7 protein-coding genes are annotated in these 13,488 nt (G+C 36.3%); all 7 read right to left on the bottom strand.

The genetic code is table 11. The annotated features are described in order from the left end of the window. Positions 1 to 17: 17 nt before the first annotated feature. A complete protein-coding gene (locus ACQKTA_RS08030) occupies positions 18 to 6,398 on the bottom strand; it encodes a Cna B-type domain-containing protein (protein ID WP_427813383.1) in 6,381 nt (2,126 codons plus the stop codon). Beyond that, complete coding sequence (locus ACQKTA_RS08035) at positions 6,370 to 7,263, bottom strand: hypothetical protein (protein WP_427813384.1); 894 nt, start codon at positions 7,261 to 7,263, stop codon at positions 6,370 to 6,372. Before ACQKTA_RS08035 ends, ACQKTA_RS08030 begins: the two co-directional genes overlap by 29 nt. Positions 7,264 to 8,281: 1,018 nt before the next feature. Continuing rightward, positions 8,282 to 9,253 (bottom strand): ribose-phosphate diphosphokinase, encoded by a 972-nt coding sequence (locus ACQKTA_RS08040; protein ID WP_071858651.1) that lies wholly within the window; start codon positions 9,251 to 9,253, stop codon positions 8,282 to 8,284. Between the two features lie 96 nt (positions 9,254 to 9,349). After that, positions 9,350 to 10,717 (bottom strand): bifunctional UDP-N-acetylglucosamine diphosphorylase/glucosamine-1-phosphate N-acetyltransferase GlmU, encoded by a 1,368-nt coding sequence (glmU, locus tag ACQKTA_RS08045; RefSeq protein ID WP_427813385.1) that lies wholly within the window; start codon positions 10,715 to 10,717, stop codon positions 9,350 to 9,352. Positions 10,718 to 10,937: 220 nt separating this feature from the next. Next, a complete protein-coding gene (gene purR / locus ACQKTA_RS08050) occupies positions 10,938 to 11,759 on the bottom strand; it encodes a pur operon repressor (RefSeq protein ID WP_332579855.1) in 822 nt (273 codons plus the stop codon). A gap of 216 nt (positions 11,760 to 11,975) precedes the next feature. Further along, complete coding sequence (locus ACQKTA_RS08055; RefSeq protein ID WP_407856728.1) at positions 11,976 to 12,806, bottom strand: metal ABC transporter permease; 831 nt, start codon at positions 12,804 to 12,806, stop codon at positions 11,976 to 11,978. Beyond that, complete coding sequence (locus tag ACQKTA_RS08060) at positions 12,779 to 13,459, bottom strand: metal ABC transporter ATP-binding protein (protein WP_332579857.1); 681 nt, start codon at positions 13,457 to 13,459, stop codon at positions 12,779 to 12,781. The genes ACQKTA_RS08055 and ACQKTA_RS08060 overlap by 28 nt, the downstream gene beginning before the upstream one ends. Positions 13,460 to 13,488 lie beyond the last annotated feature (29 nt).

The following is a 13,488-nucleotide window of genomic DNA, read 5'->3' on the forward strand; positions in this document are numbered from 1 at the left end:
GATCCAGTCTTTTTTAATTATTCGCTCTTTCTTTTACGAGACCAAATCATAATTACAAGAAGAATGATTACTACACCTATAATCATCCAAATTACTTGATTCTTATCATTCGTTTGTGGGTACATCTTAGCATCTGTTTTACCTGTGCCACCCTTTGTAGTTGGCAAATGATCCTTTGGCGTATCCGATGTTGGTGGCGTTGGTGTATGACGATTAATAATCGTATGTCCTTCTACTGATGATTGATAGCCTTTGGGAACATTTAATTCTTTGACTGCATAATCGTAACGATCACCCTTACGATCATATTTAGCTAATTTCTCAAATCGATAATGCCACTTCTCTTTAGCAGAAGTTTCTGTCTGAGCAATTTGCTTCCCATTTTGCAATAGAACAATCGTCACTTTTGTAGGTCGTATTTTATCTTGATCATCTTGGTCATCCCAAACTTTATCTCCTGCAAAAGAAGTTGTAATTAATTTGTTAGTGATATCCATACCAGCTTCTGTGGCTTGATAATTTTTTGGTGTATCTAATTCTTTAACGGTATAAACATATTTTTCACCTTTTGTATCTAGTTCAGGGAGTTCCTTAAAGGCATAGTTCCATGTTCCGTCTCCATTCACTTTAACTTCTTGGATGTATTCGTCTCCCGACATTGCTTTTTCATTTTGTAGTAATTGGACTTTGATACTTGTTGGGCGACTATTGAATTTATTGTCTTGGTCATCCCAGTGTTTTTTACCACTGACAGAAGTCGTAGCTAATTTATTAGTGACGTCCATACCTGCTTCTGTGACTTGATAATTTTTTGGTACATCTAATTCTTTAACGGTATAAACATATTTTTCACCGTTTGTATCTAGTTCAGGGAGTTTATCAAAGGCATAACTCCATGTTCCGTCTTCGTTCACTTTAACTTCTTGGATGTATTTGTCTCCCGACATTGCTTTTCCATTTTGTAGTAATTGGACTTTGATACTTGTTGGACGACTATTGAATTTATTGTCTTGGTCATCCCATTGTTTTTTACCATCAACGGTAATAACTCTTAACGTATTATTCATAGTTGTTCCAAGATTTTCTGATGTGTAGTTAGGTGTAATTACTTTACCAGCTTTTTTCAATACTTCTTGGACATCATACGTATAGTCATTTCCTTGAGCATCTTTGGCTGGTAACTTATCAAAGGTGTAACTCCAATCATTTCCAGCTGCAACTTTAATTGACTTGGTTACCGCTTTTTGATTGATATCCATAAATGCTCGTTCTTGACCATCTTGTTTATACATTAAATTAAATTCAATTTCATCTGGACGTGAATTATATTTATTATCAAAATCTTCCCAATGTTTCACTACTCGCACTTGTTTAGTAATCAAAGTATTCTTAACAGTTAGTGGATCAACTTGACTAGCTTGATAATTGCTGTCTTTAGACATTTCCTTCACTGAGTAACTATACACATTTCCAGTACTATCTTTTTTAGGTAAGTTTTTAAATGTGTATGACCAACTGTCCGCTTTACTACCAGCTTTGATCGTCTTAGTATAATCAGCACCCGGCATAGCTTCAGCATCAGATCCCGCAACTTTACGGAACAATTGCAATGTAACTTCTGGTCTTTCAAAGGCTTGATTCCCTTGATCATCCCATTGCTTATTGATTGTCACATCGGTAGTTTCTAAGATATTTTCGATTGATAAGCTATTATCTTTCGCCGAATAATTTGGTGTTGCTTGATAGTTTTTTTGAATATTTATTTCTTTAACTTTGTAATGCATCTCGTTGCCGTTTTGATCATACTTAGGTAAACCATTAATCGTCAACGGACTAAACTGATATTGTTCATTACCTTCGATCGTATATTCTCCAGACGATCGATCGGCAGTCCCAAATTTTTCAGCATCGGCTTCATCTTTGGTCCATGCATAAAGTTGGAAGGTAATTTCATTAGGACGTGTATTGAATTTATTATCAAAATCTTTCCATGTTTTATTGACTGTTACTGCGACGGTATTCAAGTTATTCGTCAAATGGCTGATACCAGCTACATCAGCGACCGTTACTTGCTGTTCGCCCTCATTAGCACCATTTGGTGTGTAAGTATTGGTTGATAATTCTTCTTTTACCCCATATTGAACTTGATTTTGTTCTTTATCGTAAACGGGTAAATTATCAAAATCACCTTTCCAATTGTTCGCTTGATTTAATTCAAGCGATTTGTCTGAACCAAATACTTCTTTAAAAGTTTTCCATCCATCTGCTTGTTTGACCATTAAAGTAGCAGTTAAATTTTTAGGACGAGTTTTATACGTATTGTCTTGGTCATTCCATGTCTTATCTACGCTAACTTTAGTTGTTGCTAATTTATTAGCTAGATCCATCCCCGTTACTGTAGAAGTATAATTTTTATTCTCTTCAATTTCTTGAACACTATAGTTATACTCATGACCTTCTGAATCATATTTTGGTAATCCTGTAAACGTGTAATCCCACTTACCATTTTGATCAACTTTTACTTCTTTTGTATATTCTGCACCTGTCATTGGTGTTTTGTCTTGTAATAATTGAACCTTGATACTGCTTGGACGCAAATTATATTGGTTGTTGTTATCATTCCATGTTTTTTCACCAGAAACAGAAGTTATTTTTAGCGTGTTAGTAATATTATTTCCGTTAGTTTCTGCTTGATAATTAGCAGCTACGTTGGTTTCATTTATCGTATAGTTATAACGATGACCACCTTCAGTGATCACTGGTAAATCAGTAAATTCATAACTCCAATTATCGGCCTTTGTAACGTTCTTCGTAGCATACACCTGACCATCTTGCATCAACTGAACATTCACACTATTTGGACGACTGCTAAATTTATTATCCGCATCTTTCCAAGTCTTTGTTCCCTTGATCGTTGTAACGATTCGATTATTGGTAACAACAATCGGTGTATCTGAACTTGTAAAAGTTTGTTCTTTTCCTGATTGATCTGTATAAACAATTTTTCCTTCATCTGTTACTTTAATTCCGGTCAATTCATACGAGCCTTCATAACCAGCCGGGTTTTTAGTTTCTTTGATTTTATACGTATGATTAGCTTGCAACTCAAAATCAACTAACCCATGTTCATCCGTAGTTTTTGTTTTAACTATTTTTTCGGACGCATCAGTCGTATCGATTAACGTAAAGTCTGCACCTTTTAACTTCTTATTATCAGCAGATTCTTTTTGTAATTCGATTGCTCCTTGATTAATCGTATTTTTGACAGTTGTTTCTGTCGTTTCCCCAGCTTTCACTGCGATTGCAGTATCACTCGTTGAAACATGATAACCTTCTGGCGCGCCAACTTCTTTTAAGACATAGTCGCCAGGGATCAATGACGGAATACTTACTACCCCTTGGTCATTCGTCGTAAAGGTATCAATAGATTCACCTAAAGCATTTTGAGTGACTTTTTTACCATCTTGATAAAGTTCAAATGTTGCCTTTGCTAATTTGATGCTTGGGTCGGTACTATCGACTTTAGTTAAAGTGATTGCTCCAACTTTAGTATTTTCTAATGTTACTTCTTTAGGGCTATCTTTTGCTGTATTTTCATCAATTGTTACTAATTTACCTTTTTTTAGCTCGTTACTAATATAGTAACCATCAGCTGCTTTTGTCTCAACAATATAATAGTCTCCATAGGTTAAATTGCTAAATAGAATTTCTCCGTTTTCGTCCGTAGAAACATTCTCTCTAACAGCATTTCCAGCTGCAGCTTCTCCTCGATATAATGAAAATTGAGCGTCTTTGATTGGGGCATTTTTTTTGTCACTATTTACTTTTTTTAATTTTAAAGATCGTACTTCCCCTTGAGCAGTCCCTCCCGCAGCGGGCACTTTAACTGTGATCGCTGCGTTTGATTTACCAGTATCTGCTTTGACATTGTCACCGGTGATCGTCGCCGTATTTGATACGGATAAATCAGCATTTGGGTTTCCTATAAATAGAAGTGACATATCATAAGTCACTGTATACTGATCTGTTATATCACCAAAATTGATACTGAATTCTTGCTCAGCGATACTTGTTTTAAATTGTGTAGTAACATCTTCGCCTGCACTATTAGCTATTTTCAATGTTTCTGGTAACATTTTCAAATAGTGCCAATCACTATCGACTAAGCGAACATTCTTTAAAGGTAATTTCCCAGGATTTACCGTTACAGCATAATGGACAGTATTACTATCCTTTGCTGGATCATATGATTGATTTTTCGAAACATAACTTTCATTCTTTGTATATTCAACTGTTGCATCAGCTGAGGATGGTTTGTTTAGATCATCTTTATACTCTGCCGTATTTTTAGCAGAACCTACTGCCAGCTGATCTTTTTCAGTATTTACCTTAGTTGTAAATACGATTTTATAGTTATCTTTTGCTCCGGCTGGAAATCCGCTAATGGTTAAAGTCTCATCCTTATACCCTGTTTTAAGTCCGGTAACTTCCTTGCCAGAACTATCCTCTACTTTAGCATCATTGTTATATGTTTGGTCTGCAGGGATTTTATCAGTTAACTTGCCATCTTTTCCATAAGGCACATTTCCGGTATTAACATTTATTTCCCAGCCGACTGTATTATTGACAGCATTATAGGTGCCACCTTTACTTAACGAGATCGCTTGACGTTGATCACCTGGCGTTTTGAAGTCGTTTTTTGCATCATTAGTCCATGTTTTTCCATTTTGAGTGTAGTGATAAACCGCAGTATTAGAAATATCTTGATCCCATTCACTTGCATCATAAGTTCCACTATAAGTTATGATAAATTCACTAGTTGTTTTTTTCTTATAATTGAGTGTAAAAGATGTATCACTGTAGTCAATAGTAAAATCTTTCGATACTTCTTTCGGTGTACTTCCACTTTTCTCAACTTCTTCGATTTTGATATCGTCTTTATTGTATGTAGCATTTTCCAATGTATCGACTACTTGCCAACTATCGATTGACTGGTGTTCCGAATTCACTTTAACTGTCCAAGTCACTTTTCCATCATTTTTATCGGTAGAAAGGATTGTTCCATTACCTCCTTTATCCGAAGTTTTTACGATCCCTGAATTAGGCTTTGTAAATTCATTCTTAGCTTCATTCCCCTGACCATGCCAATTGATTTTGTTACTATATGACGTATCAGCTCCAGTTACCGATGTATGCAACGTCAAATCAAAACTATCAGAAATACCTTCCGGAAAGACTAAAGAATAAGTTTGGTCATTATCTTTAGTTAAACTAATTGTTTTTCCTTCGTTCTTTCCATTTGCTGTAAATTCTGCTTGAAGTAGCGTTTGTAACTTCTCTTCATTGATCGCATCTCCTTTTTCATCTGTCAACGACTGACTTTGGCCGATTTGATCAACAAATTTAGTTCCGGCTGGAAGATCGATTCCTGATTTTCTGAATGCTATTGTCCAATTAGCTACTGATTTACCGCCAACTGAAGTAATACCTGTGCCGGATTTAGCAATCGAACTAGCCGAACTAAATGTTACTGTAGCATCAGCATTTACATCACCTGTTTCTACTGAAGATAGCTCTGCACTATTTTTTACCGCTGCTGTTAATTGCTCTGGATCTTTGATAGAAGAATATTGATTCAAATCCACATCTGTATCGAAAGTTATCACATACGCCTTTTTACTAGTTGGTAAATTCAAAGTGATTTTTTTATCAGTTATTTTTGGTTCAGTTATACCCTCTATTGATTTTTCAGTCTCTTTAATCAAGCTTCCATCTTTTAATGACACATCATAGGAAACAACTTTCAAATTACCTTTATAAGTAACTCCAGCTGGTAATGTGTCTGTCAAAATACCATTTGTCATTACATTTCCGGTTTTATTAGCGGTTATTTCCCAAGTCACAACGGCTTGATTATCTTTAATATCCTTATTGTCTGTTTGACTAACTACTCTTTTAGACAAAGCTTTTGCATCAGGAACAGTAATTTTTGGTACGACCACTTTATCATCGTCTGTAAATGGAACAATGATTTCAGTGTCACCAGGATTATCAATTTGCGTTTCATTAACGACACCAGCTACATTCAATGTACCTTTTATCCCTGAGTTAGTTTCTACAGCCTTGGTAAAAGTAATTTTTGCGGTACCATCTTTATTGATAGTAAAGGTTCCAAAGGTATTCCCATTGCTATCTGATAAATTACCTGACAACATTTCAGCGGTGATCGTAAATTTATCTGGTATTTTAAAATTAAAATAATCGCCGGCTTTAATATTTTTGCGTAAATCCTCTGGCAAGCTCCAGTTATACTGTAAAAGTAAATTATCATTTAACTGGATATTTGCTTGATCAATCGTTTTTCCATCTTTAGTTACTGTCAAAAATCGTTTTCCCATCTGTTTTGCTGACTACCATTTTATTGGAACCTGTAAGTGTTGTAATATCTCTCGCAGTCTCTTCATTGGCTGCTGCACTTGCCACTCTTACTCTACGTTCTACTTTTGCAGCTGCTTTAGTATCTGCTGTAGTTTCTTGAGTCTTTGTTTCACTTGTAACACTTGAATTTGAAGTAGCTGAGGTTGAATTCGCGGGCAGAGTAGTTGTAGTATTTTCTGTCTTAGATTTTTTTGGATTATTTTCAACAACAGTAGCACTGCTTACTTCAGTCGTTTGATCAGCAGCATTTGTACTCACGCTATTAGCAATGCTGCTTTTACTTTCAGTTGTTTGTGTCTCTTTAGCTGGAATTGAAACCACAATAGGTTCTTGATCAGCTAATAAATCATTTTTTGTTCCATCTGTTTGGAATTCATTTTCCAATGCTTGAATCGATAAACTTGTTATATATGCCGTTTGAAAAAAGATTTTCCCTTGGCTAGCTTCTTTGGTTGCTTTCGTTTGAAGAATAGTTGATTGATCCACGTTTGAAGTATCCAACGCGAATAGATTGCTAGGATCACTGGTGATCTTTTCAGGAACTAACATTTGATTGGCAGAATTTATACGAAAACCAATTTGCCTTGCTAATTCGCTCGTAATTTTTGAATACTCAATAGTCCAATCTAAATGCTTCTGATCAGGGTCTTCTTCGTAAGACACCTTTGCACTTCCATATTGATTTTCAAATAGTGTCGTTGCTGGTGAAGTCGTTGCTGCAACAGCTTCGATTCCAGTTGTTACATAATTGATGAACGGCAATAATGTTACTAAAATTGTGAACAAAGTAACAAAATATGTCGATTTTTTTCTTTGGCTATTCATTTTTTTCCTCCATAAAAAATATAGTATTATTAGAAACACTATATATTTTATGGCTGCTTTCATTTACTAGCAATCACATTTGTTTACTAATAAATAATAAATATTTATTTTATACGAAAACAAATTAATAAACACATAATAGATTAGTTATTTTTTATTTTAATAGTATAAAAAAGTTTTTTTTAGCAATGAAAACCTTCTATTTTATTGCTTTTTTCACATGTTTTTTTCTATCCTGGAATAACATTCATATGGTGGTGTTTTTTTTAATTATTCTGATTATTTCTTTTTTCAACATATTATAATTTTTAATCAAATAAAAATATTTTTTTATTTTTATTAGGAATTCACTTTCGACTACAATAGCAAAAAAATAAATGTTCTTGGGAAAATTAACGAATAATCCAGTTTTAAGTTGCTACATAATTTATTTCTATAATTAAAATTAATAAATTCGCTATTCTTTCATCATATTTAATTCATAAGTCGTTGCTATTATGTATTCATACCAACAAACAACCCTAACACTTTTTCATTTTTTAACTCCTTTGCTCATCGGCCACCCACCGGTGAGCTCTTTTCATTTATAATATTTTTTCGAATATAATATAATTTCAAATTCTTTATATAAATTTCAACATTTGCATAATCGTTGTTCACAATTTCTTCACAACTCGTTGCTATTATATAGACATACCAACAAACAACCCTAACACTTTTTCATTTTTTAACTCCTTTGCTCATCGGCCACCCACCGATGAGCTCCTTTTTGTTTTCAACTACTTTTTTACATTTAACTTCTTAATTTCTCTTTATTGTTTCTTTGATTTTAATGCACTTGTTGTTCATTCTTTATTCACAACTCGTTGCTATTACATATTCATACCAACAAACAAACCCTAACACTTTTTCATTTTTTAACTCCTTTGCTCATCGGCCACCCACCGATGAGCTCCTTTTTATTTATTGAGACACAAAAAAACTAGGACCTGATTGAGGTCCTAGTTTTTTGTGCGCTCTATTTTTTATGTGTTTCAAATAATGGACTAACTGGTTTGTTTTCATGGATCCGTTTGATCGCATCACCCATTAATTCACCAACACTGATTTCATCGATTTTATCGATTTTGCGTTCGTCTGATAAATAGATAGAATCAGTAACAACTAAATGTTCAATTGCTGAATCTTGGATACGTTGCATCGCTGGACCAGATAAAACAGGATGTGTACATGAAGCATACACTTTTTTAGCACCTGCTTCTTTTAAGGCATTCGCAGCTAACGTGATCGTACCTGCGGTATCGATCATATCATCGATGATCACACATGTTTTGCCATCGACTTTACCAATAATATTCATAACTTCTGCAACGTTCGCTTTAGGGCGACGTTTATCGATAATCGCGATTGGCGCTTTTAAGAATTCTGCTAATTTACGTGCACGTGTTACACCACCGTGGTCTGGTGAAACAACGACAACGTCATCTCCACAAATTTCTTTTTCTAAGAAATAATCTGCAATCAATGGTGCACCCATCAAATGGTCAACAGGAATATCAAAGAATCCTTGGATTTGAGATGCATGTAAGTCTAATGTTAACAGACGTGTTGCACCTGCTTTTTCGATCATATTGGCTACAAGTTTCGCAGTAATTGGTTCCCGTGCGCGCGCTTTACGGTCCTGACGGGCATAACCGTAATAAGGCATTACGACATTGATTGTTTTTGCACTCGCGCGTTTCAAGGCATCGATCATGATCAATAGTTCCATTAAATTATCATTTACCGGACTACTTGTTGACTGAACGACATAGACATGGCAGCCGCGAATACTTTCTTCAATATTTACTTGAATTTCTCCATCACTAAATTGTGTAACAGAACTCTTTCCTAGTTCTACACCAACTTCTTCAGCAATCTTTTCAGCCAATGGGCGATTAGAATTCAAAGCAAAAATTTTCAATCTTGGATCAAAATAATGTTTCGACATGGGGACCTCCACTTTCTTTTTAAGCATACGTACCGATTATATACCATTTCAAATAAAATACTAGTCATTTCCATTTAAGAAATCAAGAGATTTCCCTTAGAATGGCAAGTGATCCGCGTAACCCGCTTTGTTTACTTGACGAGCACGAGCAATTGCCATGTCACCTTCTTGGATATCAGAAGTGATCGTCGAGCCTGCGGCAGTCACACTATTTGCGGCAATAGTAACTGGTGAGATGATATTGGTACTTGATCCGATAAAGACATGATCACCAACAGTTGTATGATGTTTGTTTTTTCCGTCGTAATTAACAAAAACAACTCCACAACCGACATTGATATCTTTTCCAAGCGTCGCATCACCGACATAGGTCAAATGGCCGACTTTGGTATTTTCACCAATCGTTGCTTTTTTGATTTCTACGTAATTTCCGATATGTGCATGCTCGCCGATATCTGCTTGTGGACGTAAATGAGCATTTGGTCCTACATCAGCATATTTACGGACGATACATTCTTCTAAGACAGAAGATTTGATTTCTACATTGTCTTCAATAGTGCTATCAACAATTTTAGAATGAGCACCAATCACACAATCCGCACCGATTACTGTATTTCCTTGGATTTGTACGCCTGGTTCAATCACCGTATCTGAACCAATTTCGATTCCTGCATCGATATACGTCGCAGCTGGATCAATAAATGTTACCCCGTTGACCATATGTTGTTTATTGATGCGGCGACGCATGATTTCATTTGCATTGGCTAAAGCGATTCGATCATTCACGCCAAGGGATTCTTCAAAATCTTCTGTTTGATAAGCGGCAACTGTTTGACCTTCATTTTTCAAGATCTCGACAATATCTGTTAAGTAATATTCTCCTTGGGCATTGTCAGTCCCGATTTTTTCCAGAGCAGCAAATAATTGTTCATTATCAAAACAGTAAGTTCCAGTATTGATTTCTTGTGTCAGTGCTTCTTCTGGCGTCGCATCTTTTTGTTCAACGATTTTCTCAACGATTCCCACATGATCCCGAAGAATACGTCCATAACCGGTTGGGTCCTCTGCGTGTGCAGTTAAAATCGTTGCACTGGCTTTTTTACCTAAATGGTAATCAAAAAGGTTGTTTAACGTGTGTGTCGTTAGTAATGGTGTATCACCACTAATGACCAACGTCGTTCCTTCTTTACCTTTTAAGAATTCTGCGGCCTGCATCACTGCATGTCCTGTTCCTAATTGTTCCGCTTGTAACGCATATTGACTCCGTTCGCCTAATTGTTCTTTTACCATTTCAGCACCGTGACCTACGATCGTAACGATCTCAGTCGGCTCTGTTTCTACCACTCGTTCAATGATATGCTCTACCATCGGTTTGCCGGCTACCGGGTGTAATACTTTGTATAATTTTGATTTCATGCGAGTTCCCTTACCCGCTGCTAAAATAATCGCGTAACGATTTTCCAAAAGAAGTCACTCCTAATTGTTTGATTATATTTTTTTTGAAAGAAGAAAATCTGACTTTATGTTGATAAATGCATAAGCTAAAGTCAAAATGCTTTGCTAGTTATGATAGATACTCTTACTATTTTACTAGCTAAATAAAAAAAAGGCTAGCTTCCAATTTTTGCTCCCTATAAAAATTATCAGAGCAGTCAATGGAAAACTAACCTTTTAGTAGAGGCGATTATTCTTTATCAAAACAATTTCCTGGTACAACTGTGATCGTTTTTGTACTTGTATCCACATCTTGAACGAATAACAATGAATTATAATCGTCGATTGCTCGTTCGCCTTTGAATTTAGATTCTGCAAAAACTGTGATGCCGACTAACTCAGCTTCAAATTCTTCAATCAAACTCTTCATTCCGTTGACGGTTCCGCCGCCTTTCATAAAGTCATCCACGATCAAGACTCTTGAACCACGTTTCAAACTACGTTTAGACAGCTCCATCTTCTCGATACGTTCAGAAGAACCAGACACATAATTGACACTAACTGTGGAACCTTCTGTAATTTTTGAATCACGTCGAACGATGACGAATGGTGCATTCAAATAATAAGATACCGCCTGAGCGATCGGTACACCTTTCGTTGCAACGGTCATTACAGCATCGACTTTTTTATCCAAGTATTGAGCGGCAATAATGCGGCCAACTTTACGTAATAAATCTGGTTGCCCCAGCATATCAGATAAATAAACATATCCACCGGGTAATAAACGATCTTCTTCTGACAAACGTTCAGCTAAAGATGCAATATATTCTTTGGCTTCTTCATCCGTGATACTCGGTGTGAAGACAACCCCTCCAGCAGCTCCAGGGATCGTTTCTAACAAGCCTGTTCCACGTTCCTTGAAGGTTTTCTTTACAATCGCTAAATCTTCACTGATCGAAGATTTTGCTGAACCATAACGGGCGGCAAAAAAAGTCAATGGGATCAAATCATGTGGATGATCCAATAAATATTGTGTCATGTCGATTAAACGTTCACTTCGACGCACTTTCACGTAATCCACTCCTATTTCATATTAAAGTAATTATTTTTTGATGTTCAATTTATCTCCCTGCTGCTTTTATCAAAGCCCGGGTAACCAAATCTGATTTATCGTTTTTCATTATAAGGGTTTAATCAATAAAATTCGAGTATTTTCTTGTTTTAAAGTGAAAAAGTTCGGAATTTATTAATTATTAAGCAAAAAAAGAGGAAAAGCTTTCGCTTTCCTCTACTTTTGTAACTGTTTTCGTTGGAATAAGATTCTCAACTGACGAACGCCGTTGACTAGCAAGAATAATACGATAAAGCCTAAAGTAATCGTAGCACCTGGTGGTGTATCTAAATAATACGAACCAGTCAGCCCGCCGATCATTCCGATAAAACCGACTAAAACACTAACTAAAATCACAATATTGAAACTTTTTCCGACTCGCATACCCACAGCTGCGGGTAATACCATGATAGCCGAAATCAGTAACGCGCCAGCAATCGGGATCATGACTGCGATTGCTACACCAGTCACGATGTTAAAAATCATTGACATCGTGCGAACGGGTAGGCCATCAACTGCTGCAATATCTTCATCAAAGGTCAACACGTACATTGGTCGTTTAAACAAGAGGAATAAAATTCCGACTAAGACAAATAAAATTCCTAAAAAGACAACTTGTTGCCACGTAATCGTTACGATCGAGCCAAATAGATACGATTGGATACTGACCGCAGAGTTTCCCGGTGCTAAACTCATCAAGACTAAGGCAACAGCTAACCCTGCTGCCATTAAGATCGCAATCGATATCTCTGAATAGGAGCTGTACATATTTTGGAGATACTCCATAATGATCGCTGCGATCACAACGACTAACAATGTCGTTCCTGTTGGATTTAAGTTTAAGAAAAAGCCTAATGCTACGCCGGCTAAAGAGACATGTGACAATGTATCCGCCATTAATGATTGACGACGGATCACTAGAAAAACACCTAACATTGGAGCGATTCCCGCAATAAAGATCGCTGCTAGAAAGGCACGTCTCATGAATTCATATGAAAGCAACGCCATTGTGAGTTCTCCTTTCGTACCAATCGAATATGACGATCGATATATTCTTTTGTATCATCATGGTCATGGGTGATCATTAAAATACTTTTTCCATGAGCATGGGCACTGTGCCGCAACAATTCATAAAAATCATTTCGTGATTTTTCATCCATCCCAGTTGTTGGCTCGTCTAGAATGAATAAATCGGGATCCTTTGCAAACAAACGCGCTAAGCTGATCCGTTGTTTTTGACCACCGGAAAGCTCACCGACTTTTTTGTTACGCATATTCCACATATCAACTGATTCCAATGCTTTTTTTACATGAGCATGATCACGTGCAGATAATTTTTTAAACCACTTTCCTTGAGGATAGCGGCCAGATTCGACTAACTCTAAAACAGTACTAGGAAATCCGACGTTAAATGAGGCTACTTGTTGGGGGATATAGCCGATGCTTAACTTTTTACCTTCTGCATTTTTTTTAGCGATAGTTACCTCTCCACTACTAGGCTTCAACAATCCTAGTGTCGCTTTGATCAATGTTGATTTTGCGGCACCGTTTTCTCCGGTCAAAATGACAAATTCACCTGGGTCTACATGGTATGAGACATCTTCTAATACCGGTTCATTGTCATAGTAAAACGAGAGATCTTTTACCTCGATATACGACATGTTGTTTCTCCTTTTCTACTGATAAAAAA

Origin of the sequence: Enterococcus sp. 22-H-5-01 (assembly GCF_050310005.1) — a bacterium.
GTDB classification, from domain to species: domain Bacteria; phylum Bacillota; class Bacilli; order Lactobacillales; family Enterococcaceae; genus Enterococcus_A; species Enterococcus_A hailinensis.